This window comes from Flavobacterium glycogeni (genome assembly GCF_048286775.1).
Classification (GTDB): Bacteria; Bacteroidota; Bacteroidia; order Flavobacteriales; family Flavobacteriaceae; genus Flavobacterium.
Window position 1 is genome coordinate 140,225 of sequence record NZ_JBLVPV010000004.1, and the last position, 25,424, is coordinate 165,648.

20 protein-coding genes are annotated in these 25,424 nt (G+C 32.5%); 3 read left to right on the forward strand and 17 right to left on the reverse strand.

Going from position 1 to position 25,424, the window contains the following annotated elements:
* Positions 1-224 precede the first annotated feature (224 nt).
* The 14 genes from ACNQGX_RS04810 to ACNQGX_RS04875 all read right to left on the reverse strand — a co-directional run bounded on the left by ACNQGX_RS04810 (position 225) and on the right by ACNQGX_RS04875 (position 16,562).
* Entirely contained in the window at positions 225-1,310 is a 1,086-nt protein-coding gene (locus tag ACNQGX_RS04810; RefSeq protein ID WP_417974516.1) for a GNAT family N-acetyltransferase, read from the reverse strand.
* Positions 1,311-1,316: 6 nt separating this feature from the next.
* Positions 1,317-1,922: a sugar transferase gene (locus ACNQGX_RS04815; protein ID WP_417974518.1), complete on the reverse strand. Its 606-nt coding sequence runs from the start codon at positions 1,920-1,922 to the stop codon at positions 1,317-1,319.
* Entirely contained in the window at positions 1,915-3,078 is a 1,164-nt protein-coding gene (locus tag ACNQGX_RS04820) for a glycosyltransferase family 4 protein (protein WP_417974520.1), read from the reverse strand. Before ACNQGX_RS04820 ends, ACNQGX_RS04815 begins: the two co-directional genes overlap by 8 nt.
* Entirely contained in the window at positions 3,068-4,954 is a 1,887-nt protein-coding gene (gene asnB / locus ACNQGX_RS04825; protein ID WP_417974522.1) for an asparagine synthase (glutamine-hydrolyzing), read from the reverse strand. The genes ACNQGX_RS04820 and asnB overlap by 11 nt, the downstream gene beginning before the upstream one ends.
* 81 nt (positions 4,955-5,035) lie before the next feature.
* The gene (locus tag ACNQGX_RS04830) at positions 5,036-6,178 is read right to left on the reverse strand and encodes a glycosyltransferase (protein WP_417974524.1); all 1,143 of its coding nucleotides are present in this window, start codon (positions 6,176-6,178) and stop codon (positions 5,036-5,038) included.
* A 30-nt stretch (positions 6,179-6,208) separates the two neighbouring features.
* Positions 6,209-6,916, reverse strand: coding sequence for a DUF2334 domain-containing protein (locus ACNQGX_RS04835; RefSeq protein ID WP_417974526.1), 708 nt, complete (start codon positions 6,914-6,916; stop codon positions 6,209-6,211).
* A 22-nt stretch (positions 6,917-6,938) separates the two neighbouring features.
* Positions 6,939-8,039, reverse strand: a complete 1,101-nt coding sequence (locus ACNQGX_RS04840) for a hypothetical protein (protein ID WP_417974528.1) — start codon at positions 8,037-8,039, stop codon at positions 6,939-6,941.
* A gap of 174 nt (positions 8,040-8,213) precedes the next feature.
* Positions 8,214-8,981 (reverse strand): DUF2334 domain-containing protein, encoded by a 768-nt coding sequence (locus tag ACNQGX_RS04845; RefSeq protein WP_417974530.1) that lies wholly within the window; start codon positions 8,979-8,981, stop codon positions 8,214-8,216.
* Positions 8,982-8,987: 6 nt separating this feature from the next.
* The gene (locus ACNQGX_RS04850) at positions 8,988-10,058 is read right to left on the reverse strand and encodes a glycosyltransferase (protein ID WP_417974532.1); all 1,071 of its coding nucleotides are present in this window, start codon (positions 10,056-10,058) and stop codon (positions 8,988-8,990) included.
* Positions 10,059-10,303: 245 nt separating this feature from the next.
* Positions 10,304-11,578 carry an oligosaccharide flippase family protein gene (locus tag ACNQGX_RS04855; RefSeq protein ID WP_417974534.1) on the reverse strand — a complete coding sequence of 425 codons (1,275 nt, stop codon included), beginning with the start codon at positions 11,576-11,578 and terminating at the stop codon, positions 10,304-10,306.
* An 18-nt stretch (positions 11,579-11,596) separates the two neighbouring features.
* Positions 11,597-12,310 carry a hypothetical protein gene (locus ACNQGX_RS04860; protein ID WP_417974536.1) on the reverse strand — a complete coding sequence of 238 codons (714 nt, stop codon included), beginning with the start codon at positions 12,308-12,310 and terminating at the stop codon, positions 11,597-11,599.
* A 487-nt stretch (positions 12,311-12,797) separates the two neighbouring features.
* Positions 12,798-13,430 carry an acetyltransferase gene (locus tag ACNQGX_RS04865; RefSeq protein ID WP_417974538.1) on the reverse strand — a complete coding sequence of 211 codons (633 nt, stop codon included), beginning with the start codon at positions 13,428-13,430 and terminating at the stop codon, positions 12,798-12,800.
* Between the two features lie 44 nt (positions 13,431-13,474).
* Entirely contained in the window at positions 13,475-15,100 is a 1,626-nt protein-coding gene (locus ACNQGX_RS04870) for an FAD/NAD(P)-binding protein (RefSeq protein WP_417974540.1), read from the reverse strand.
* Positions 15,101-15,227: 127 nt separating this feature from the next.
* Complete coding sequence (locus ACNQGX_RS04875) at positions 15,228-16,562, reverse strand: nucleotide sugar dehydrogenase (protein ID WP_417974542.1); 1,335 nt, start codon at positions 16,560-16,562, stop codon at positions 15,228-15,230.
* 395 nt (positions 16,563-16,957) lie between these two features.
* Here ACNQGX_RS04875 and ACNQGX_RS04880 point away from each other — a divergent pair, with 395 nt between their 5' ends.
* Entirely contained in the window at positions 16,958-18,820 is a 1,863-nt protein-coding gene (locus ACNQGX_RS04880) for an ABC-F family ATP-binding cassette domain-containing protein (RefSeq protein ID WP_417974544.1), read from the forward strand.
* A gap of 178 nt (positions 18,821-18,998) precedes the next feature.
* Here ACNQGX_RS04880 and ACNQGX_RS04885 read toward each other — a convergent pair whose 3' ends face one another.
* The gene (locus tag ACNQGX_RS04885; RefSeq protein ID WP_417974546.1) at positions 18,999-20,933 is read right to left on the reverse strand and encodes an AAA family ATPase; all 1,935 of its coding nucleotides are present in this window, start codon (positions 20,931-20,933) and stop codon (positions 18,999-19,001) included.
* A gap of 631 nt (positions 20,934-21,564) precedes the next feature.
* On the opposite strand from ACNQGX_RS04885, the gene ACNQGX_RS04890 reads away from it, so the two are divergent.
* Positions 21,565-21,849 (forward strand): hypothetical protein, encoded by a 285-nt coding sequence (locus tag ACNQGX_RS04890; protein WP_417974548.1) that lies wholly within the window; start codon positions 21,565-21,567, stop codon positions 21,847-21,849.
* Between the two features lie 210 nt (positions 21,850-22,059).
* Here the strand turns inward: ACNQGX_RS04890 and ACNQGX_RS04895 are convergent, their stop codons facing one another.
* On the reverse strand, positions 22,060-23,610 hold the full coding sequence (locus ACNQGX_RS04895; protein ID WP_417974671.1) for an SDR family NAD(P)-dependent oxidoreductase: 1,551 nt from the start codon (positions 23,608-23,610) through the stop codon (positions 22,060-22,062).
* 177 nt (positions 23,611-23,787) lie between these two features.
* Between ACNQGX_RS04895 and ACNQGX_RS04900 the strand changes: the two genes are divergently transcribed.
* Positions 23,788-24,600: an O-methyltransferase gene (locus tag ACNQGX_RS04900; protein ID WP_417974550.1), complete on the forward strand. Its 813-nt coding sequence runs from the start codon at positions 23,788-23,790 to the stop codon at positions 24,598-24,600.
* A 58-nt stretch (positions 24,601-24,658) separates the two neighbouring features.
* Here ACNQGX_RS04900 and ACNQGX_RS04905 read toward each other — a convergent pair whose 3' ends face one another.
* On the reverse strand, positions 24,659-25,336 hold the full coding sequence (locus ACNQGX_RS04905; protein WP_417974552.1) for a hypothetical protein: 678 nt from the start codon (positions 25,334-25,336) through the stop codon (positions 24,659-24,661).
* Positions 25,337-25,424 lie beyond the last annotated feature (88 nt).

Genomic DNA, 25,424 nt, shown 5'->3' on the forward strand with positions numbered 1-25,424 from the left:
TCCTAAAACAGCGACTTTGATCATTTTCAAATTTGAAAAGTTTTTTCTAAATTCTTCTTTAATTGTGAAAAATCTTTCATAAACTCTGTTTTTATGTTTGATTTTTAGGTACACTAAACTTATTATATAAATCAAAAGCACCTTAAAGACACTGAATTGGAACGCGATATATTAAAAAAACAGTAGGCATTTTTTCCAAGAGTAGTCTATTATTTATATTTTCATTAAAAACAATGAATATATATTTCTGATCGAACAAAGGAGTAAAGTCCTGCATGCAAGCAAAGGAATGCTCTATACAATGGGAAAAATGTACTATTTACATCAACTTTTGCTTTTTCGATTAACTCATTATATTTTTTATAATCAACTATCGTTTGCCAAATTTTATATTGGCATCTATAATCTGAGAAACCTGATTTAAAATAGAATAAAGAATCTTCATCATTTCCGCCAACACCACCACCTAAATGCAAAAAATCAAGTCCTAATTCATTTCCCAATAGTCTAGCCTCATCTACAATTAACTTCATCGGTCTTTCTTTGAGATGGGTCTTGGCAGTACCTGCCAAATGGTATTGCATTATATTATTTGCAATCGTAAATATAGCGCCTGCAACAATCTCTCCTTCTTTTTTAGCTAACAATAATTTGGATTCAAATCCTTTATTTTCTAAAAAAATATAAAAATAATTATGGCTGAAAAAATATTTTTCACTGGCTCCAACTCGTTTCATGGTTTCCCGGTAAATGTCAATAAAAGCATCAATATCTTCTTTCGTTTGCGCATTCACTACCTCAAAACCTTTTCTACGCAATTGATTTAATTGTAATTTGTATGATTTTCGATATTGTGCACGTTGTTTCTCAGATGAAAGACGTAAATCAATAGCAACAGTTTTATTTATATTTTTAATCAATCCGAAATTATTAAAAAAAACATCCGTAGAAATTAAAGGATGTAATCTTGAAAAAACACTAACAATTGCATTACTTTCAAAAAAACTCAAAAGTTGTTTTTTAAAATAAATAATTTTTTCTGATGGTATATCTTTGACATCAATGCTACTGATAAGTCCGCAATAACCGTATACCGAAGTACAATCAAAGAAGCTTGTATTCGGAATTGCTCTAATGACTAAAGGCAGTGCCATGAAATCATTATTAAAAAAAGCAACAAGTAAAACTGGACGATTTTCTTTTTCAAGTAAATGATACGATTGACTATGATAAAAATCAAATTGCTTGCTTTTATTTACGATAGCTGACCATCTTAAATCATAAACTTCTATAACAGAGAATTTATTCATAAGTTATTAATTATTTCCATTAAAATATTCGGCCGAAACTTGTTCATTCAAATTAACTCCTTCTCTTTTCAATACTTTTTTTATTGTCAAAAAAATAATTCTACAATCAAATTTAAAATCTAAATTGTCGATATACTCTATATCGTATTCAAATTTCTTTTTCCATGATATTGCATTCCTCCCATTTACCTGTGCCCAACCCGTAATACCAGGGCGTATTTCGTGACGCCTTTTTTGCGCTTCGCTATACAAAGGCAAATATTCCGGCAACAATGGTCTTGGCCCTATAAGACTCATATCTCCCTTAATCACATTTATTAATTGAGGTGTTTCATCTAAGGATGCTTTGCGCACAAAGATTCCTGTTTTTGTTAATCGATGCGCATCGGAAAGCAAATTCCCAGAACCATCTTTCTTTTCGTTCATGGTTTTGAACTTGATAATCTTGAAAATTTTCCCATCTTTACCCGGGCGTAATTGAAAGAAAAAGGGTTTGCCTTGATTGTCAAAACAAAGTCCAATCGTGACAATTATAAATAAAGGACTCAAAATCAGCAGTCCTATTATGGCGCAGCTAAAGTCAATTATTCTTTTAAAAAAGGATTTATACATTTTGCTCCAATCTTTTATATTCCGCTAAAATGGCCTCCCAAACTACTTGTTGTTCGTATCGGCAAACAATCATCGGGCGGGCATTTTGTTGCAGTTTTTCGCTGAAATGATTGTCTACTATCATTTTATTCATGGCCTCATATATAGCATTGCTATTCTTTACCGGAATTATTGTTCCGTTTTCTCCTTCGATGACAATTTCGTTGCAACCGTTGATATTGGTTACTATACTTGGCAAACCCATCGCCCCAGCCTGCATGACTACATTGGGAAATCCTTCTCGGTAACTTGGAAAAATCAAAGCGTCCGAAATAGCAAAATAGGGTCTAACATCTTTTTGAAAACCTACAGAGATGATTTTGTTATTGGTGCTTATTTCTTGTAAAGTCTCAGCTGCCAAGGGATCTAAATCAGACTCAAAAGACCCTACTAATAGCAACTTAACAGGATTTATTTCCACAGCAATCTTTTGAAAAGCTCGTATCAACTCATTAATTCCTTTATCCCCTACCAAACGTCCTACGAAAATGAAAACAAAATCTTCAGGAGTGATTCCTAAATTGGTTTTTAACGTTTGTTTATCATTAACCGAAAACAACTCTGGGTCAAAATAACTCGTATTGATTCCATTAGAGCTGCCGTTACCTATAACCTTTAACTTCTCTTGCTCACAAAATTGTTCCTGAATTATAATTCCCCTTAAAACATTGGAATTTGGATACACTTTAGTAGCACAGGCGTAAGTGATTTTTTCAACAAAGTTTAATAACTTTCTTTTCTTACCCGTAGCTTCCAGTAATGGTAAACCTGCTACAGTATGCAAACGATGGGGCACACCAGCCAATTTAGCGGCTAGCATCCCTACCGTACCCGCTTTTGGAGTATGACTATGAACAATAAACGGCTTTTCTTTTTTAAAAAAACGGAACAACTGCCATACTGCTTTTAAATCTCGTAAAGGGGTGATTTGACGGGTCATTTCTACGTAAAAAACAGTAACTCCCTGTAGCTGTCCTACTCGCTCTAAATTATATTTATCTGCTGATATAGCTGTAACTTTATAATATGATTTCATAAAATGAAGCTGATTTTCTAAAAGCTTTTCTAAAGAAATCGGCACAGTAGTGATACGGACGAGTTTATTTCTATTTTTCATAAATTTGTTTATACCATTTTTGAAAACAATAAAATGTCCAAACTCTGAATGTATTATCAATTTTACCTTGCAAATGATTATTTACTAAATTTGAAATCGTTTCAAAATAAAAAATATTTTGTTTCTCAATAAATGATTTATCAATATAGGATAATAATTCATTTTTTAAATCTGCTCTCAACCAATCACCAACTGGTACTCCGAAACCTTTTTTTGATTTATTCAAAAAATCTTTAGGAAAGTAATTTTTAAAAGATTCTTTCAAAATGTGCTTTTTATCCCAACCATTTATCAAATAATTTTCAGGTAGTTGACTTGTAAAATTCCAGATTTCTTTATTCAAAAAAGGGGCACGACATTCTAAAGAAGATAACATACTTGTTCTATCAACTTTGACTATCATATCTCCTTCAAGACTTATCATTTTGTCAATATTTCTAAAATCAGTTACCATTTTATTCATGGATCCAATTTTATTTTTATAATAAGATAATGGATTTTCATTATACATATTTGTCTTCAAAACTTCATTTACTTCATTTTCCTGAAATCCCAATGCAATAATATTGTAGTAAAAATCGCCTTCATAATTTATTGATTTCAACAATCGATTCATTTTGAATCGATTGCCTCTTTTGTCATCTTTCGTATTGAGCAAATTACCTAAAACATAAGTAAAACTTCTGTGCAGAGAAAGAGGTATAAAATTCGTGTATTTCTCATTCAGTTTGCCCATGTAGTATTTATTGTACCCCCCAAAAACCTCATCACCACCATCACCTGTTAACGCAACTGTTACATACTCTTTGGTTTTTTGGGACACCATATAACTAGCTAAAGCCGAAGAATCAGCAAAAGGTTCGTCAAAATTCAAGATGATTTCATCAATATTTGTTGTTAAATCTTTCTCGGAAATAATAAATTCATGATGGTTGCTGTTGATGAGCTTAGCTACTGCTCTAGATTTATCAGTTTCATCAAAAGTTTTTTTATCAAAGCCTATCGAAAAAGTTTCGATTTTTGTACTCGACTGTTGTGATAAACACAAAGAAACAATTGAGGAGTCAACTCCTCCAGACAAAAATGCACCTAAAGAAACATCAGCTATTGACCTGGATATCACACTTTCTTGAACTAAATCGTGAGTTACTTTTGTAGCTTTTGGCTTAGAAAGTTTATCATATTTTTTGAAATTTTGCTTAATTTCATGAATTTGAAAACTAAAGCTGGAACAATCAAATTCAAGGTAATGATTGGCTTCTAATTTATGAATGTCTTCATATATAGTATAAGGCGCAGGAATATAGGTAAGTTGTAAAAAAAGGTTCAAGCTTTTGGTATTAATACTTGGTTTTACTGGCAGCGTTTTTATCATCGATTTTAACTCTGAAGCCCATATAAAACGATCGCTTGTTTTAGTATAATAAAGTGGTTTCTCTCCAAAAAAATCTCTTGCAATGAAGACTTTATTTAAAATTGTATCATAAATACTAAAAGCAAACATTCCGTCTAGCATTGAAAATGCCTGAACACCATAATGTTCATATAATTTTACTATTACTTCAGTATCTGAATGTGTTACAAACTTAACACCTTTCAATTCTAATTGACTTTTAAGAATTTTGAAATTGTAAATTTCTCCATTAAAAAGGATAACTTTTTGTTTGTCTTCTGTAAAAATAGGTTGCTTACCTGAACTTAAATCTATAATAGATAACCTTCTCATTGCCATTCCTATTTTACAATCAGAAGAATTAGCTACAAAAAAACCATCCTGATCAGGACCTCTATGGATAATCGCGTTATTCATCTCTCGAAGCAACTTTTGTATTTCGATATTTGGTTGACGACTTATGAGACCATTAATTCCACACATATTTATTTATCTAGCTTATTTGTTTATTATTTTAAATCCTTTTTAGTATAAAAACAGCCTTAGAAAAAATCTCATTGTTACTTAAGAAGATAATGCTTTATAAAAATTTTTAAATATTTTTTCATTTTCAAAATCCAGAATACGGAATTTTAGTGACGCTTTACAATTTTCATAATAGGAAGTGTTTTCCATCATATAAACTATTGCAGCAACCATTTCATCTTCTTTATTTCTTGGTACTAGAATGCCATATTTTGTAAGTAATAATTCTTTATAATCATATCCTATCCCGGATTCCAAAATTTCATTAGGACCCGAAGGACAATTGGTTGAAATAATAGGTAAGTTACAAGTCATAGCTTCTAAAAGGACATTTGGAAACCCCTCATGATTCGATGCAAAAACAAATAAATCGGCTGCTTTCAAATACTGATATGGATTAGAATCAAAACCCATTAAAAAAACCATATTTTCCAATCTTAAATCTTCTATTAATTTTTGAAGCTCATGCATAAGCTCACCATCTCCAAAAATATACAACCTTATTTTTTTGGACTTAATTTTTTCGATTGATCTAATCAATAATTGATGATTTTTACCCTTATCTAAACGTCCAACACTAATTAAATTAAAAAAATCTGTCTCAAAAAAATCTTTTTTCGGTTCAATTGTATGAATTGTTTCTATAGAAATGGGATTATAGACAGTCATTATCTTATTGCTTGGCACATCAAAGTTCGAAATTAAATCTTCAGCATTACCCTTAGAATTAGTAATTATTAAATCAGCTTTCGGATACAATTTTTTTATTAAAAAAGTGTTAATCCAAGATTGTAAATCACCATAACCATACTGATTACTCGGGTTTGATCTTTCAGAAATTATTATCATTCTTTGTCTATTAAAAAGTTTAGTTAAGACAGAAATAAAACCTGGTCTTGTTAAGAATGATATACTTTTTTGTATCTTATTTTTTTTTAGAAAAATATGGTATTTATAAGCTAGTAAAGGAATTTTTAATAATTTTAATAGGCTATTTTCTGTACTTTTTGAATTCTCTAAAAAAAATGGTTCATTTTTGGTATAAAAAGAATAAGCACAAGTATTATTCATCAAAACTAAATAAACATCAAATCCCTTATTCTGCAGATATGGAACTAATTGCGAAACTACTCGCTCTGCCCCCCCACCAGCTAATGAGTAAATAAAAACAGCTATTTTCATTTATAACTTATTGAATAATTTTCCAAATTATTATTTTTTGAAATTTTGAATAAACCCTCTCAGATTACGCAAAGTATAATACGATTTAGCCAACATCCTATCTGAGAGATCCAATGCTCTTTCTTGTTTCATTTCTATATCTTTAAATGATATAAATTTGCTAATATTAGTTTCTATAAATTTTTCAAACGATTTAATATCACTTTCACTCATTGTATTAGGATGAAAACAAAATGTCCAAACACCGGGCAAATAAATATTTCTAAAATGCCCAAACTGTAGAGGGTAAAATTGAATACCAAATTTAGAATAAGGTTTTAAAGCTATGGTGTCACAAATCTTATTTATTGGCGTTACTTTTTTTAGAGCTTTCAAAGTATTAAGATCAAAAGTATGACTTGGCGCAAAAAAATATTCAGCATCTAAACCATATTCTTTCAATAAACTGTATCCCTTTTTCAACTTTTCCTCTTGCAATTTTATATCTACACCTGCGAATTCTGACTTTCTATTAACAGGGTGCAAACCAGCCTCTTTTGTTATATACACATGATTGTAACCATGCAATCCAATTTCCCATCCTTTTGATTGCCAACCTAGCGTTTTTTTCCAAAAATTTTCATCTGGTCTTTCAATAATCATTTTTGGATCTTCATTCTTTGGAATAATACCAACCATAGGTTTTATTTCAAACTTATCTAAAATAACTTCTATTCGAGTCCATTTGTCTTTGTCCATTGTTGGACAGGCATCATCTAATCTAACTAAATATCTGGCCATTAGAATGTTTTTTATATTTATGGGTTGTTTTATCTATTATTACAATGTAAAAAATAAATAAAAGAAATGGGGATATCATATATTTCTGCCGAACGGCGATACCAATGTTAGTAAGTATATAAGCAGCTGGAAGTGTAACACATATAATCATCAATACTCCGAACCAAAAATGTTGTTTCAGTCTAGGTACACTTTTTAATTTATAATATTTGACAATAGTATAAAACATTATAACCCACAATAAATTTTCAAATGAAGCTGTAAGAGATAAAAAATTATGTATGTCATAAAATAAAGGTCTAAACAAATAGCTAACCCATTTATATATAATATTTTCCCCCTGCATATTTACAGATGATCTCCCTTCAAACTGCTGTGCTTCAAACATATCAAGTCTACTAGGTATAGAAGCGTTTTCTCCTGCACCAACCATTTCAAGAAAAAAAGGCATAGTCATTAACACAATACCAGAAACAACCGTGATTAATAAAACTTTAAGATAAAATTTCATTTCTTTATTAAAGAACAATTGAACGATGACTAAAGCTGCAAAGAAAAAGAAAACTACATGTATTCTTATAAATCCCATCAATAATAATGGAAAGACATAGTTAAATACTGGCTTCTTAAAATAATAATTATATAACAATACTGAGAAACCGTAAAACATCAACACGTCCTTACCAATTGCTACAGACCAAAAATGCATATTTGGGAGTAACAATAAGTACAGCCATTTATTCCATTCATTATTTAATAAGTGAGAATAAACTTTGAATAACTTATAGAAGGCTATTAAACCTACAAAGGAAAATATAAAAAAACAACCTAAATAAGTAAGTCCCAAATATTTTACCAATGGATATACCAAAAAATAAATAAAATAGGTGCCCTGTCCAAAAGTATCTTTCCAGTTTTTAAAAACATAACTAGTTTTATAATAATAAGCTATCGAATCAGCAGTCAGCTGTTCTGAAAGGTAATAATAGATAATTGTCATTATAAAATGTAAAGATCCTATTCCTAAAAATAATAAAAAATACCTTTTGTTTTCAGAGGCTAAACGATTAGACATTTCCATTACTATAATTAAATATAAGAATGCTAATGCAAAATCTAATAACGAATATTCATATAGAAAAGGGTACATCATCAAATTAAGCAATTATTCTTTAATAAAATTTTCTAGTATATAATATTGAGGATTAAATTTTCAACCCAAAAATGGATATGCAAATAAAAACTGCACAAAAAGTTAAGCTACATTTTTTTTCAAATTTTGAATAAATCCTATCAGATTGAGCAAAGCATAATAAGATTTAGCAAAAATCTTATCTGACAGATCCAGTGCTCTCTCTCGTTTCATTTCTACATCTTTAAATGATATAAATTTATTAATATTAATTTCTATGAATTTTTCAAACGATTCAATATCGCTTTCAGTCATTGTATTAGGATGAAAACAAAATGTCCAAACACCTGGTAAACTAATATTTTTAAAATGCCATAACTGTTGAGGGTAAAATTGAAAACCAAATTTAGAATAAGGTTTCAAAGCTATGGTGTCACTAATTTTATTTATAGGTGTTACTTTTTTTAGAGCTCTCAAAGTATTAAGGTCAAAGGTATGACTTGGAGCAAAAAAATATTCAGCATCTAAACCATATTCTTTCAGTAAGCGGTATCCCTTTTTCAACTTTTCCTCTTGTAATTTTATATCCACACCTGCGAATTCTGACTTTTTATTAATAGAGTGCAGACCAGCTTCTTTTGTTATATACACATGATTGTAACCATGCAATCCAATTTCCCATCCTTTTGATTGCCAAGCTAGCGTTTTTTTCCAAAAATTTTCATCTGGACTTTCAATCATCATTTTTGGATCTTCATTCTTTGGAATAATACCAACCATAGGTTTTATTTCAAACTTATCTAAAATAACTTCTATTCGAGTCCATTTGTCTTTGTTCATTGTTGGGCAGGCATCATCTAGGCGTACTAAATAGTTTATTTTTTTATTCATGCTTATTTATATAGTATTAAATAATTCTTCGTACTGCTTTATTATTTTACTCGCATTAAATTTATTGACTACGGAACATATAACCTCATCCCTATCTAATGTTTTTAAAGTATCAATATCATTCAAAACAGAAACAAATTCAGTTTCATCCTCTACTAAAAAACCATTTATACCATTGACAACAATATCTTTTGTACCTCCTGGTGCCTTAAAAGCAATTACTGGCGTTCCTACGGTACAACTTTCTAACAAGGCATTTCCAAATCCCTCAACATAGGAACCCTGAATAAAGAAATCTCTACTACCTATTTCTTCCAAAACTTTCGAAGTATGGGGAATAAAACTTACTTTATCTGTTAACTTATATTTGTCAATATTCTCTTTTATAATTGTCGCTTGTGGTCCTGAACCAATAATGGTATAATGAAAATTATAATTACTAATCTTTGATAATCCTTCTATAATTCTTAGATATCCTTTTTCTACACTTAATCTCCCTACGGTTACAAAATGTATTTTATCTTTAGAATTACTATTTTTTATTATTGTCTCAAAATTCGTAATTGGATTATAAATCAAAATCAATTTTGAAGATTTAAATCCAAATACATTGATAAAATCTTCTTTCATGTCATTCGATTGACAGATAATTGCTGACAATCTTGGATAAAATAATTTTAGTAAAATAAAATATACTTTTGAACCTCTTTCAATAAATTTGATCCTTTCAGAAACTACACTAGCCTCTCTTCCGATAAATTTTATTTTTCGAAATAATATACTAAAAAAACCCATTAAAATATTAACGTGCCCAATAGAACTTATCACAATAGTTGGTTTTTCCTTTACGATTAAATGAAACAGCATCGTTACAGAAGCTAACAATCTGGTTTTATTAAGATATTGAACTTCTACAGCATCAACCTTATAAACCGCATCTTTCTTAAAACCTATGACAATTAATTTCACATCAAAAGTCTTGTTATTCAAATGCTGAGAAACAAAAGACATTATGCGTTGTGCACCACCAGCAGTTAAATCAGGTAATACAAAAAGTATTTTTTTTTTAGTTTCCATATCGAGTTACTTAGTTAATACTAACTCTTTTCAAGCACAAACCTGTGATTTACCATTCTTTCAAATAGCTTGTTAAAAATGGTTTCCTTACAAATAGAACGATTTAAACAAAAAAAGCATTCCTCTAAATACTTTTCTAGACCCCCTCTATTTACATCTGTTTGAATCGTTCGTATTCCTGATTTTATTTGCTGAATAATTTTACTATAAATTAACTGATTATTTAAGTATGCAACTCGCAACATTTATTCTTTCATTTTAGTGTAACTTCTATAATAATAAATCATAATCACAAGATAAACCAAGCCACTGACCAAACTTGCAAATGCTGCTCCCCTTTCATGCCAAATTGGTATAAACAAAAAATTGGTAATGAATAAACTGATTCCTATAGCAATAGAACTATTTCGCAACATCTTGCCTTTTCCATGGGCACCCAAATACCGATTAAAAAAATCTGCCATACTATAGGCGGCTACACCAATACTAATAATAAGTGTTAATTCTATGGCGGAATGGTATTCTTTTCCATAAAATATATCGATGAAAGAACCTATAAATGTCCAAAGAATTAACAGAGATAGTAATGTTAAAAAAAGTGTTATTTTGAATAATTTTAAAGGAATCTTTTCTAGGCTTGCAAATTCTTTAAAGTGAGTTGTTGCTATTATATTTGGTATCAAGGCAAGAGGTGATGCAAATGTAATAGCAAGATTAAAAAAACCTACACCTTCATTTGAATTTGAAGGATCATAATTACTAATTATAAGACTAGCTAAATTAGAGATTCCACTCGCAAAAAGGCTACCAATATAGACATCAAAACCATAATTCCTAGTATGTCCCCAAAGAGATTTAAAATTATATTTTAAATTTTTAAAAGAAGGTTTAATCCTCCATAAAGCTAAAAGATAAATAACGACATAAGTTAACATAAAAAAAACATAAACAATCACTAATTTACTGATATTTAGGTTGTTTAAAACAAAATAAATCAATAAACTTGACAAGAAAAAACCAATTTTCGGATAAAATCTAATGAATGCCAAAGCCTTAATTCTATTGTCAGCTTGAAAGAGTTTTTCAAAGTAATTAGTTAGTAAATATATCCAACCGAAGGGTATTAAATATAAAAACACCTTATAAAGACCTTTATTATTAATATTACTGTCAAAATAGCCAAAAATAAGTAAGCAAAATGACATTATAAGAAATAGAAGCAAAAGCAAAACAAATGAGCTCCCATAAATTTCTCTAGCTTTTTCATCATTACCATTTAATAGTAATGCCCGATTTGCGGCATCTAGAAAACCGAAATTAAAAACTACTATTGCAAAAACAAAAATACCATTCAGATAGGAATAATCACCAAATAATTTCGGCCCTAAATAATTTGTAAGTATCATATTTGTTGCAATTGCAAAAGGAATTCCTACAATATTAACTGAATACAACAAAATAATTTGTTTGACCTTTTTGCCTTTTAAAGAACTTTTAAGTTTATTTATGTTTTCTTTCAATTTTGTTTTTGTTTTTCATCAAATAATCTTTAATAATAAATTGATTAAAAAAGGAATATAATTACTTTGCTCAACTAAATCTCCGCCAAAACCGTCTTTAAACTTATTAATCCCTTGTAATTTCGCATTAGACGTTCCAAAAGCATAACCGCCAAAATCATACCCCAGATAGTTATTTTTTTTAAAATACAGCATATCCTTATAATGCAAATACTTATGGACTCTTCCAATAAGTCCTCTAAAAGTTTTATCTTCAACATCAGGTAATACCGATGCAGAATGTAACACACGAGCTATTTTTGATTCCTCATCTAATATATACGCATGACAAACCACTGGCTTTCCTTCAAAATAAGCAGTAGATATAAATATGTTATTTTTAAAATAATCATTGTCATGCAATGGAGCTAACTTCTTTGATTCAGCAAATTGATCATACCACTTTTTAAATTTATCGTACGAAAGCGTAAAATCAATTTTTATATCATCTCTTTCACTCCTATTAACTTCATTTTTTGTGGTTTTATTTAAGCCATTAAATATTTCATCATTTGAAAGCGTTAAATTAACAACTTTCGTAAACTTTGGAATTCTCTTAAAGCCAAAATGTTTTTCTAAAGAATTAGATTGGATATAAGTAGTTAAAAAATTAAAAAGAAAAACTGGTTTATCCGCAAAATATTTTACCTCCCTTTTAATAAAAAGAAAATTATTTAATGTTATTGATATCATCTTTTATATTATATTTTATTTTAAAAATATTTTTTAGAAAGAAATTCTTTACTTCTATATTACACAAACTACTAACAATAAAACACTTAAGCTTTACTTAAATAATTTTGTTTATAATCATACAAAACAGTTATCAGTGTATACATTTTAAACGACAACTTCCCATCCAAATTTTCACCCAAAACCCCTTTAACATCATACAACAAACAATTATCATTTTGCAAAGAAGCTAAATCCAAAAATATATGAAGCCATGCTATAGATTATTTGCAAGTGTGAGTAGAGCCTTTTAACACTTTCTTTCCTTTACCATTACATCTGTGCTAATTGCTTTAATATTAAATCCTGCTTCTTAGAGTTTGAAATGATAGAGATATTTTATATTGGATCACGGATCATAGGATACTGCAAGACATTCTTTTTTTAAGAGCAAAGTTGGCTACATTTATCAATAATGCCTTTATCTAACAAAATGGCAATCAATCGTCTATATTTTAAAACTTTTAACAAGTATTCTGGCTGGATTGCCCACTGCTGTCGAAAAATCAGGAATATCGCTTATCACCACTGCACCGGCACCAATCTTACACCATTTACCAATTTTTATATTAGGTAAAACCACAGCACCTGCTCCAATATGTGTTCCTTCGCCAACATGAACTCTTCCGCATAAAGTAGCATGAGGAGATACATGCGCATAATCACCAATCACATTCTCATGGTCAATGCTGGCTGCCGTATTTACCAATACATGTTTCCCTATGATGGTTTCAGCCTGAATGATTGAACCATGTAAAATCATAACACCCTCCGCAATTGATGCACTGGGCGAAATAATGGAGGTGGAATGAATAGCTTTTCCAAATTTCACATCAAAGCTATTGGCTAGTAAATCTGCAATTTCTGCCCTCTCATTATTATTACCAATGCTAATTATTACAGGAGACTCTAAGACTGGAAAGGTATTTTTGTCCGAAACCCGTATTCCTTTTTCAACCTTCATTCCCTTTAGCTCTTTAACGTGTTGATTATCATCAAAGAGTCCATTTATGGTTTTACCCATACTTTCTAGTATCTCAGCAATAACCTTGGCATGTCCACCTACTCCGTATAAATACATATTGATTAAATTATTACGAGATATATTTCAATCGGTACTTACTGTTAAATCGTAAATACTTTCTTGTTTTTTTGAGGAAGCCCTCCATCCTTGGCTTCATAAGTATTTGCCAGAACTCTTGCTAACTGTTTAGATAGAAAACAAATCCTTGTGCAACTCTCCACATGCCAGATCATCATTTTTTTGTTACTATTCCCAGCAAGTAAGGGACCCATTATGAAGAAATTATTATTGGCCTCAAAGTTTTCGTTAACTTTAAAACCTCTTTTTGAAGTATTAGCTCTACAGATATTATTGATTATCAGACTATGGATCAGCTCAGATGAAGAATGCACAGTTAAATCTTCAAATCCGCTACAGTTAATAATGCATTTAACAGGTGTAGCAAAAGTTTTTTTTACTAAAGTCCTGGACTCCACATATTCAACATGAGCGAATTTCTCCTCCTGAAAAACTAATCTGACAAATTTTCCTTTTAAGTTCTCCAATTTATTGACAAGGGATAGATTACCAACTACATCACAGTATTCTTTGCCTGCCTTTCTTTGAAATTTACCAATTTCAACACCATGTTTATTTGCAAATATTTTTTGCTCATAAGCGCTTAATTTGCTGATTAAATCATTTATTATGTTTGACATATGACATACAATATCAGCAATATTAATCTTTAGGGTTTTCATTAGTTCTACATCCTTTTTTACAGCCTCCAAAATCTGTTTCGAAGTAATTTTGGAAATATTTTTAAGAGAATTTAGAGCAACAAGCTTATAATCATCTAAATTAATTTGACCATTATCAATCCGATATGGAAAAGCGCCATCACTGGAAAGGAAATAGAACTTGTTAATCAGATTGTCCATTCCAGAAATATCCATTATATTATAGGTTGCCTCTAATGCACTGGCATTAGATCCAACTATCAGGATATTATTCTGCTCCCTATTTTCTGATTTTTTCAAGGTTTCATAGATCTGTTTAATATTCACTTCCAGTTTAGGCTGATAGAGATCTTCTATTAAACTAACACCAGAAAGTGATTCATCTTTTCCTAAAGTGCAAAGATATTTTTTGGGAGGACTACCAATTGACAAGATAATTTTCCAGCTTTCAATTTCCAGCTCATTCGAAAAATTATCCTTTACTGTAAGTTTATATAATGCATTGTTCTTCTGTATATCAGTTACATCAGCTTTTAATAATTGATAATCCAGTAAGTTTTTCTTTACCGCAGATTCTAATAAAACAATTACCCGCTCTCGTAAAAAATATCCAAAAATATACCTGGGCAGATAAAGATCATCCCAAGCATTTTCTGCCATTCGTTTTTCATTGTTTTCAAGCCAGTCTGATGAAAGTGTTCCATTTCTCTCCTGAAAATCTTTAAACACCCAATTGATATTCTGTTTCAACCAGATTTTAAAAAGCTCGAGTTCATCGATTGATACAAAATCTTTCAGCGAGGTAATAATCAATGAATTAAAACCGGAACGGTTCCCATATGGTATCCCGACCCAGAACTCATCAGCTTTATCAATAACCAGTATTTGGACCTTTTGATTTAGAGGTGCTTGCTCAAGTAAATGAATAAAATGAATTATTGTGTAAGTGCAGGCTATACCTGATCCCACAAATGCCAAATCATAAATATTTTCTTTCGCAAAGCTCATTTCCTAAATTTATTTGTTTATGGATTATCTCAACACTTTCTAAATGTCAATTATATGACAGTAAAAGTTTTACTCGAATAATTTTGTTTATAATCATGCAAAACGTTATTAGTATATCCGTTTTAAGCTATAACTTCCCATCCACATTTTTACCTAAAAAACCTTTCACATCATACACTAAACAATTTTCTTTTTGCAAAGAAGCTAAATCAAAATCCAAAAATTCCACATGTGCCACCCCCACAACTATTGCATCAAATTTTTGATTTGGTAAAGCAGTTGTTGTCACTAAATCATATTCATGTTTTACTGCCGCTGGATTCGCCCATGGATCATAAATCGTAACCGAAATTCCATAATCCGTTAGAGCCGCAATCACATCAACTATCTTCGTATTTCTAACATCAGGGCAGTTTTCCTTGAAGGTAATCCCCAACATCAATAGATTTGCACCATTCACGCTGATTCCTTTCTTAATCATCAGCTTCACAGCTTGGGAAGCAACATACTCACCCATGCTGTCGTTCAAACGACGACCTGCTAAAATAATTTCGGGATGGTAGCCAAATTCTTGAGCGCGTTGTGCTAAATAATAAGGATCCACACCTATGCAATGCCCTCCAACTAGTCCTGGCTTGAACGGCAGGAAATTCCATTTGGTTCCAGCCGCTTCCAAAACTGCATGCGTATCAATGTTCATTAAATTGAATATTTTTGCCAATTCATTTACAAAGGCAATGTTAATATCGCGCTGCGAATTTTCAATCACTTTGGCAGCTTCGGCTACTTTTATTGAGGGCGCTAAATGCGTTCCGGCTGTAATGACGCTTTTATATAATTCATTTACCTTTTGTCCAATTTCTGGAGTAGAGCCCGAAGTAACTTTCAGTATTTTCTCTACTGTATGTTCTTTGTCTCCCGGATTAATTCTCTCGGGAGAATAGCCTGCGAAAAAATCTTCATTGAATTTCAATCCTGATACTTTTTCCAAAACAGGCACACATTCCTCTTCCGTTACCCCAGGATACACCGTAGATTCATAAATTACTATATCTCCTTTTTTCAGTACTTTGGCAACCGTTTGGCTTGATTTATATAAGGGGGTTAAATCCGGACGGTTATTTTTATCAACTGGAGTGGGAACGGTAATGATATAATAATTACAGTCAGTAATATCGCTTAGTGTAACAGAACAGTATAGACCGTTGATTTGTTGATTCGCTGATTCGTTGGTTTGAATTTGGGAATCGGGATTATTGCAACAGGGATTTTTATCTAAAAGCACCGCTCGTAATACATCATCAGAAATTTCCAAAGTACTATCCGTACCGGATTTCAATCCATTAATCCGGCTTTGATTGATGTCGAATCCAACAACCGGATATTTTGTTGCAAATAATCTTGCCAACGGCAGACCCACATATCCTAAACCAACTACTGCAATTTTTATGTTTGAAATCATTCCTTTTAAAGAATTTTAATGACTATCGTATATCTTAATCCACCGCTTCGCGATTCAAACTCACAGGAATGAGCTGAAATCGGGAAAATTTAAAGCCTAAACAATAAGTATATACTTAAAATTACGCATTAGAGATTGAACACGCAAACAAAACTGACACAATCAGTTAAACTACATTTTTACACAGTTGAACTACATTTTTCTAATTATTTTGATTTTTTAAATTGGCTAATAATTTTATAATCTAATGTGAAATGTCTTCTTTTTTTTTGTTTTAATTAAACTACCTTTGCAAAAAATTAATAATTGATTTCCATTTTTCAGTAGAGACTATATTAGAGATTATTATCATTACAAATACTTTATACCGCTGTTTTTTTCAGCAACCTATACACATGAATTACCTTTCTGTTGAAAATATCTCGAAATCTTTTGGTGAACGTACGTTGTTTAAAGACATCTCGTTTGGAATTAATAAAGATCAAAAAATTGCCTTCATAGCCAAAAACGGTTCTGGAAAAACGACTATTATGAGTATCATTAATGGTCTTGAAGAATCTGATACCGGACAAGTGGTTTTGAGAAAAGGCATCAAAATGGCATTTCTTTCGCAAAACAATAATTTGCAGGAAGAACTGACGATTGAAGAAAGCATTTTCGCTTCGGATAACGAGACTTTGAAAGTGATTGAAGCGTATGAAAAAGCATTAGAAAATCCCGAAGATGAAGAAGCCTACCAAAAAGCTTTTGACGGAATGGATCAGCACAATGCGTGGGATTTTGAAACGCAGTACAAGCAAATTTTGTTTAAACTGAAGTTGGAAAATTTCAAACTTAAAGTGAAAAATCTTTCTGGTGGACAGAAAAAGCGTTTGTCACTGGCTATAATTTTGATTAATCGTCCCGACTTATTAATTCTGGATGAGCCTACGAATCACTTGGATTTAGAGATGATTGAATGGCTGGAAAGTTATTTTGCCAAAGAAAATATTACGTTGTTTATGGTAACGCACGACCGTTTCTTTTTGGAGCGCGTTTGTAATGAAATCATCGAATTGGACAACGGAAAATTATACCAATACAAAGGAAATTACTCGTATTATTTAGAGAAAAAAGAGGAACGCATCGCATCCGAGAATTCGAGTGTGGATAAAGCGCAGAATCTTTTTGTGAAAGAACTGGAATGGATGCGCCGTCAGCCCAAAGCGAGAACGACAAAATCGAAATCGCGTCAGGATGATTTTTATGAAATTAAGGAAAAAGCACAAAGTCGCCGTCGTGAAAATAAGGTAGAACTTGAAATTAACATGGAACGCATGGGAAGCAAGATTATCGAGCTTCACAAAATCTCCAAAAAGTTCAAGGATCATGTCATCATGGATAATTTCAGTTTTGATTTCCAACGTGGTGAACGCATTGGAATCATTGGAAAAAATGGAACCGGAAAATCGACTTTCTTGAATTTATTGACAGGATCTATTCCGCTTGATGGTGGAAAAGTGATTGTTGGCGATACTATAAAAATAGGGTATTATACACAAAGCGGAATCAACCCAAAACCGGGTCAGCGTGTGATTGATGTGATTAAGGAATACGGAGAATTCATTCCGTTGATGAAAGGAAAATTGATTTCGGCTTCGCAATTACTAGAGCGTTTCTTGTTTGATGCTAAAAAACAATATGATTTTGTCGATCGATTGAGTGGTGGAGAATTGAAACGTTTGTACTTGTGTACGGTTTTGATTCAGAATCCGAACTTCTTGATTCTGGATGAGCCTACGAACGATTTAGATATTGTAACGCTGAATGTTTTGGAAAGCTTCCTTTTGGATTATCCGGGTTGCCTTTTAGTAGTTTCGCACGACCGATATTTCATGGATAAAATTGTAGATCACTTATTCATTTTTAGAGGTGATGGTGTGGTCGAAGATTTTCCTGGGAACTATTCTGATTTTAGAGCCTACGAAGACAGTACTGATGTGGCTCAAAAAGAGGAAAAGAAAGCGGAAAAGAAAGATTGGAAACAAAACAATCCAACTGGAAACCTGACGTTCAACGAGCAAAAAGAATTCCAGAAAACCGAGAAAGAAATCAAGGATTTAGAAATTCAGAAAGCAACTATCGAGCAATTATTCTCTGACGGGAAAATTGGGGAAAGCGACATTGAAAAGAAAGCTAACGAATTGAAAAACATCATCAATAAAATTGAAGAGAAAGAGGAACGCTGGTTTGAGCTTTCTGCGAAGATAGAAGGATAGAATCTCTTTTTATATTATTTACAACCCCAACATTTTTTACCGGTAACGCTGGAAATGTTGGGGTTGTTGTTTAGAAAAAAAACGATTCTATATTTATAAGAAAAATTCCATATAATGTGTATCGTTTTTATTTATATATTTTTGAGAAAAACAAAACCTTTGAGTTACAAAGAACATGTTATATTGTCGCAAACTCGTCTATGTTGAGTTGTGAATTAGCAAACTGTTGGGTCCAAAACCCGTGTAATTTTCCATTTTTATAACTTACTTCTGCATCTCGAATTTCTAATATTTTTTCTCTTGCAGCCCTACTCATAGATTTTATTGCTTCCAATCTAGACTCGGCATCGATTTGTGTAAGTAACCGTTTTGGTATTTTATGCGCTTTTAGTCTTCCGTCATCTTTCTGATCTGTATAACTAAAATCTTTATCCGTTTCTTTTATTTTAAATAACTCTTTAATTTGCGGTGTATCTAAAACTAAAAAACCTTTTTGATAAGCTTTTTCCCCAACAGGAATTTGATGGTCCTCAACCAAGAGAAGAATTCCATTTTCATTTAGTATATTAGAAATTGTGCCATTAGCATGAAAAAGCTTTAACCACTCCTTAGGATCAATCTCGTGAAGTACATTACACATAATGACAATATCAAAACTACACTTATCAAAATCCGTTAGTAACTTACCCATATCATTGTAATAGCGTTTATCAGAGGCACCAAAGGCTTTAATCAAATTTGCTTCACATAACTCCTTATCATTTGAGAATTTATCATACGCTATGTAATCAATATTTGAAATTAATTTTTCCTGAGTATTTTCGTCGAGATCAACTATATTAGATATTAATCTACCTTTACCAGCTCCATAATCTAAAATTCTTAATGTTCTATTAGATGATAATTTTAACAAATCAGCTCTTATTTGAAAAGATTGAGGGTCATTTGAATTAGTAGACACAACTGAGGGTTGAAATAAACATTCGAATGCATACCTGCTAGTCGCAAATTGCGAAGGCAAACTTATAAAGTCTTGCAATTTAGACACCTCGCTCTCATCACCTAGAAGACTATGAAGAACTTTTTCAGGAATTTTACCCGCATGTTCAATTTGACTATTTTCTACATACCAAATTTGTGCAGGATCAAAATGTGCAAGTAAAGGAATTGAATGAGTAGCAATCCATATTTGCCCGTTTGCAACGCACTCTTGAATCCTTTCAATTGTCTCAATTATAACAGAAGGGTGTAAATGATTCTCAGGTTCATCCAAAACTAAAATCAAATCCTTCATGCTGGTTTCCTGACTGAAAATAGCTAAACAAAATTGAAGAAGTATTATTTGTCCATCTGACAACATAGATTTGCCAATAGGAAAATTAAATAATGTAGGCTCTCCATTTAAATCTCGATTTAAATTAGTGCTTAAAAAAGTTTTAATTAAACCTTTCAATTTTTCATACTCGCTAATTGCGACCAATTTTTCATCTTGTGAAATACTGGTATTGGGATGAGTAGCATTAAACCAACGGTCTTGAACAACTTGAATCTTTGCAAAAACTCCATTATGTAAATGGTTTATTCCAACGGCGCTAATATTGGCTGCAAATTGTAGAAGCTGATTCTTAGGTATATTATTGTTATCTTGTAATATTAATGTTTTTGGTACAAAATATACAGAAGAATATTGATTCGCCATTTCAGATGTTTCAATCTGTTTCCAATCCAGGAGAGCTTGTTGCTCAGCTATTAATTTTAGATTATTCTCTGAATATTTCTTTTGATCTTCAAGTTCAGACGTTAAGTTGCCAACTTGATGCATATCTGTATTGTCGATCAATGATTGTTCAATTGTTTGGATACGCTTTCGATGAACATCTAAATTCTTTTCATATTGCTTAATTTGCAAAGGGGCATTTTTCACAACTGTACTTATAGGTTTGTTTTTTAGTACTTCGAATATTTTAGTTATTATTCTGGTCTTTCCAGCTCCATTTTTACCTGCTATTAAAACAACATTTGATAGTTTATCCATCCTAATTGGACAAAGTCCATAGTCTTTAGAGTTTACTCCGTTATTAATTTCAGGAATGTCAACTTTTGTAATTCTCATTATTTTTTTTTGTAAAAATACTATAATAAGAATATTATGACATGCAATAAGTGAGAAATTTGAATGCTTACAAAATTATAAAAGTAAAACGTCACAAAATATCTAGCAAAAAATAACGGAACCATAACCCGATTACCCGGAAATCTTTTCCGTGCCCACAACAATGAGCCACAAATAATAAAAAAGCCACAACAAAATCTAACCCCGATTGCTCGGATATACCAACGTTTTGATAGCTCTGTAATTTTTTCCGTGCCCCCCTCTTCGAAGTATACAATAGTTCTAGGTTAAGCTGCGCAAATGTCTCTGACTTTGCGCCCATAACAATGAGCAACAAAATAATAAAACAAAAAACCACAACAGAATCTAATTCTGTTGTGGTTTTTTATTTATCAGCTAAGTAGGATTTACCAAGTAAATAGCATTACAACCCCAGATTTTTCTAACAATCTATTTTTTTCAATAAATAATTATATGCGATCAAAATATTTTTCAAATAGAAAGCACTTTGTATTTCAAAGTTGCGTACATTTGTAAAACAAAACCCTGAAAATGAACCATATTGAATATTGAAGGCTGCACTTTCGGATTAGTACGACCAAATTAATATATAAAACTGAAAATTATGATTATGGAAAACAAAAGAGGTATTGGCATTGTGCTCACAGTAGTTTTTTTACTGCTCATCCCATTAATAGCAATGCAATTCACAAATGAAGTAAACTGGAACCTAGCCGATTTTGTGGTCGCTGGTGTCCTATTGCTCGGTACTGGTCTTATCTGTGAGCTTGTAATGAGAAAGGTAAAAAAAACCAATCATCGAATCATTCTCTGTACAGTTATTCTGACAGCGCTTCTCCTCATTTGGATAGAACTTGCAGTCGGTCTCTTCGGGACACCGTTAGCCGGATCGTAAACAGTAAACCTTGATTGCGGATTTGTAAACCGTACATAAAGTGGAACAACAAAAAACCACAACAAAATTAAATGCTGTTGTGGTTTTTATGATATAGATAATACTATAATAGACAACTCTTTTTTGCCACATCGAGCGCAGTCGAGATACAACATTGGTTCTCGACTGCGCTCGAACTGACAGTTGAATGATTTTATAAATCCGAAGATTTTACCAAGGAATCGGATTGTAATCTTTCAAGAATTTCCCACACCAGTGTTTTCCTGTATTAATACCATCAAACAACGGATCCATAACCCGTGCTGCTCCATCAACAATGTCTAATGGCGGTTGAAAATCTTCTTCTTCTTGTTTTCTTTTGGCTAATTCCGCAGGATCTTCGTCGGTTACCCAACCAGTGTCAACCGCATTCATAAAAATTCCGTCTTTTGCCAAAGTTCCCGAAGACGTGTGCGTCAGCATATTCAAAGCGGCTTTGGCCATATTGGTATGCGGATGACGGTCTTCCTTGAAAAAGCGATGAAACTTTCCTTCCATTGCCGACACATTGATGATATGCTTTTTTCCGGTGTTGTCTTTCTTCATGACTTCCGAAAGGCGGTTACACAACACAAAAGGCGCTACGGAATTCACCAACTGCACTTCTATCATTTCAGTGGTTTCTATTTGCCCCAATCGCAAACGCCAGCTGTTGGTTTTTCTCAAATCTACTTGCTGTAAATCGGCATCGAGTTCTCCTTCCGGAAAAACTTCATTCGCCACCAGCGCATTATCAAAAGAATACGGAATCTGGGATAATTTGGCGGAAGCCCGCAACCCAATTCCGGGTTCTGGTCCGTGCCAAGTCACCGGCATATTTTGATTTGAGGAAGTGCCTGCTGTCAATACTTTTAATTCATCCAAACAATTGGTATGATCCAGTAATAATTCCTGTGCTTGTTGCGGCAAAGATGCTATCAGGCGTTCTTCGTTTTCCATTAAATGGGTATAGAATCCGGCGGGACGTCTCACGGTTTGCGCCGCATTATTGATTAAAATATCCAAACGTTCGTATTTTTGCTCAATGAAATTGCAAAAAATCTCCACACTGGGAATATGTCGTAAATCCAATCCGTGAATTTTCAAGCGATGTCCCCAATCCATAAAATCAGCTTCCTTAGAAAAACGCAATGCCGAATCCACCGGAAAACGAGTCGTTGCAATAACGGTTGCTCCACCACGCAACAACATCAACGTAATGTGGTACCCAATTTTAAGACGAGAACCTGTAATAACGGCCACTTGTCCGTTTACGTCAGCAGTTTGAAAACGTTTGGCATAATTAAAATCACCACAATCCGTACACATCGTATCATAAAAGTGATGCATTTTAGTAAACTCGGTTTTACAAACGTAACAATTTCGTGGAGTTTCCAGTTCCAATTGCTCTTTGTGAGCGAGATCATGTGAAGCCAATAATTTGGGTGCCACAAAAACACTCGCTTCACGCGCATGCCGAATTCCGGTTTCCTTTCGGGCGGTTCGGTCCCGCTTTTCCATTTTGCGTTTGGCAGCCACTTTTCCGTCTTTTTTTCTACGGGAAAGCTCGTCACGATCTGGTCTGGAAAACATTCCAGCCGCTTTGATTAAGGCCGTTCGTTGCTCTTTTGGAATATCAAATATTTGGTCGGTATCGGTATTTAATTGTGCCAAAATAGCGATGCATCGGTCAATTTCTTCCGAGCTTATGGCGCTTTTATGTTCTATTTGTTCAATCATCATCGTAAAAAAATGGGTATATTCTTGGTATAAATTCCAAGGGCGCAAATATAGACTTTTTAAAGTCGTAAAGTTTCAAAGTCATAAAGTCGAAAGTCCAAGCGTGAAGATGATGTCATTGCATCTTTTGACTTTCAACTAATATCTTAGTATCTTCGCGCCTACTTTGTAAATGTGGCTATGTTATTCCAAATAAAATCCTATCTAAAATTCCTTTGGCACTCCAAAAATGAGCATGCTGTACATTCTCCGTTTGTATTTAGTTTACTGACGAAATGTTTCTATGACAAAAAGTCAAAACCAGAATACGCTATTTTAAAAAAGTATCGAAATTCACTTTTAGCAAATAACAATACCATTGAAGTCACCGATTTTGGAGCGGGTTCGAAAGTTTTCAAATCCAATACAAGAGTCATTTCCAGGATTGCAAAAACAGCTGGAATTACTTCAAAGCGAGCCGAATTATTATTTAGAATCACCAAATATTTTCAGCCGGACCCGAGCGATAGCGAACAGGCGAAGCAATCTATTTTAGAAATCGGAACTTCGTTAGGATTGGCGACTGCTGCGCTTTCTTTAGGATCCCGAAATGTCGGGACAAAAACAAAAATCACAACACTTGAAGGCTGCCCTGAAACGGCAAAACAAGCTCAAAACCAATTTAAACAATTTGGATTAACCAATATAACTTCAGTAGTAACAGAATTCAACGCTTATTTGAGTAACCCAAAACCTAAAACCCAAAACCTAATTTATTTTGACGGAAATCACCAAAAACAAGCAACGCTAGACTATTTCGAATTATTACTTCCTACGATTACTAACGAAACCGTTTGGATATTTGATGACATTCATTGGTCGCCAGAAATGGAAGAAGCGTGGGAAATCATAAAAAAACATCCTAAAGTGACTGTAACCATTGATACCTTTCAATGTGGATTGGTGTTTTTTAGAAGAGAGCAACCAAAAGAGCATTTTGTGATTCGAATTTAACGCAAAAAAAATGACAGCCATTGCTGACTGTCATCTCTAACATTGAATTAATTATTCCTTATTCTTTAGCTCTTTTCATTTCTCCTGATTTTGCTCCCATTCTGTTCACTTTTAACATAGGTGCAAATTTGAATTTTAATCCTGCAATTTTTCTGTTATCTTCAGACGAAAGCCCTTCTTTTTCAACTGTATTTTTTCTACTGTCAAGCGCTTCGTACATTAATTTGATTTCATCCCAATCTTCACGTGAATAACTGTCTTTATTATTTTCAGCAGTATGGATGAATTGTTGGTAAACACTGTGTATATTGTCTTTGTTAACCCAGCTAAAACTCATGTCATCCCCTATTTTCCCTTCACCAAACAAAGCATTTCTTAGTTGCTGTTTTGAGCTTACTGTTACATCGGGAGTTGGTTGCTCTGGTTCTTTTAAAGCTTCATATTTAGCTTTCAACGCTTCATATTTGGCTCTACTTGCATCAAGACGCTCTTGCGCTGCTGCATTATCTTTCATGTTTGCTATTGCAGCTTCAGCTTCTCCGCTTTTCAATTCATAAGTAGCTTCAATTCCTTGCCAATTCCCTTGAGCATCTTCTGCAGCAACATTACCGACTGAATCTACGTACATAACATAGCTATCGACTGTTTTCTCTGCTTGTTCCGCTTTTTCATCTTTACAAGAGGTAAATCCCAAAGCGATTACCGCTACACCTAACAATAACTTTTTACTTTCCATAATTTCTTGAATTTGATTAATATTATTATGTAAATCTAAGTAATATTATTCGATTCTCAGTTATAATCCAAAAATCTTATAAATATTA

Bases quoted from the DNA above. Each gene is read 5' to 3' on its own strand.
- ACNQGX_RS04810 (WP_417974516.1), bottom strand. From the start codon at position 1,310: ATGAATAAATTCTCTGTTATAGAAGTTTATGATTTAAGATGGTCAGCT.
- ACNQGX_RS04815 (WP_417974518.1), bottom strand. From the start codon at position 1,922: ATGTATAAATCCTTTTTTAAAAGAATAATTGACTTTAGCTGCGCCATA.
- ACNQGX_RS04820 (WP_417974520.1), bottom strand. From the start codon at position 3,078: ATGAAAAATAGAAATAAACTCGTCCGTATCACTACTGTGCCGATTTCT.
- asnB (WP_417974522.1), bottom strand. From the start codon at position 4,954: ATGTGTGGAATTAATGGTCTCATAAGTCGTCAACCAAATATCGAAATA.
- ACNQGX_RS04830 (WP_417974524.1), bottom strand. From the start codon at position 6,178: ATGAAAATAGCTGTTTTTATTTACTCATTAGCTGGTGGGGGGGCAGAG.
- ACNQGX_RS04835 (WP_417974526.1), bottom strand. From the start codon at position 6,916: ATGGACAAAGACAAATGGACTCGAATAGAAGTTATTTTAGATAAGTTT.
- ACNQGX_RS04840 (WP_417974528.1), bottom strand. From the start codon at position 8,039: ATGGAAATGTCTAATCGTTTAGCCTCTGAAAACAAAAGGTATTTTTTA.
- ACNQGX_RS04845 (WP_417974530.1), bottom strand. From the start codon at position 8,981: ATGAATAAAAAAATAAACTATTTAGTACGCCTAGATGATGCCTGCCCA.
- ACNQGX_RS04850 (WP_417974532.1), bottom strand. From the start codon at position 10,058: ATGGAAACTAAAAAAAAAATACTTTTTGTATTACCTGATTTAACTGCT.
- ACNQGX_RS04860 (WP_417974536.1), bottom strand. From the start codon at position 12,310: ATGATATCAATAACATTAAATAATTTTCTTTTTATTAAAAGGGAGGTA.
- ACNQGX_RS04865 (WP_417974538.1), bottom strand. From the start codon at position 13,430: ATGTATTTATACGGAGTAGGTGGACATGCCAAGGTTATTGCTGAGATA.
- ACNQGX_RS04870 (WP_417974540.1), bottom strand. From the start codon at position 15,100: ATGAGCTTTGCGAAAGAAAATATTTATGATTTGGCATTTGTGGGATCA.
- ACNQGX_RS04875 (WP_417974542.1), bottom strand. From the start codon at position 16,562: ATGATTTCAAACATAAAAATTGCAGTAGTTGGTTTAGGATATGTGGGT.
- ACNQGX_RS04880 (WP_417974544.1), top strand. From the start codon at position 16,958: ATGAATTACCTTTCTGTTGAAAATATCTCGAAATCTTTTGGTGAACGT.
- ACNQGX_RS04885 (WP_417974546.1), bottom strand. From the start codon at position 20,933: ATGAGAATTACAAAAGTTGACATTCCTGAAATTAATAACGGAGTAAAC.
- ACNQGX_RS04890 (WP_417974548.1), top strand. From the start codon at position 21,565: ATGGAAAACAAAAGAGGTATTGGCATTGTGCTCACAGTAGTTTTTTTA.
- ACNQGX_RS04895 (WP_417974671.1), bottom strand. From the start codon at position 23,610: ATGATGATTGAACAAATAGAACATAAAAGCGCCATAAGCTCGGAAGAA.
- ACNQGX_RS04900 (WP_417974550.1), top strand. From the start codon at position 23,788: ATGTTATTCCAAATAAAATCCTATCTAAAATTCCTTTGGCACTCCAAA.
- ACNQGX_RS04905 (WP_417974552.1), bottom strand. From the start codon at position 25,336: ATGGAAAGTAAAAAGTTATTGTTAGGTGTAGCGGTAATCGCTTTGGGA.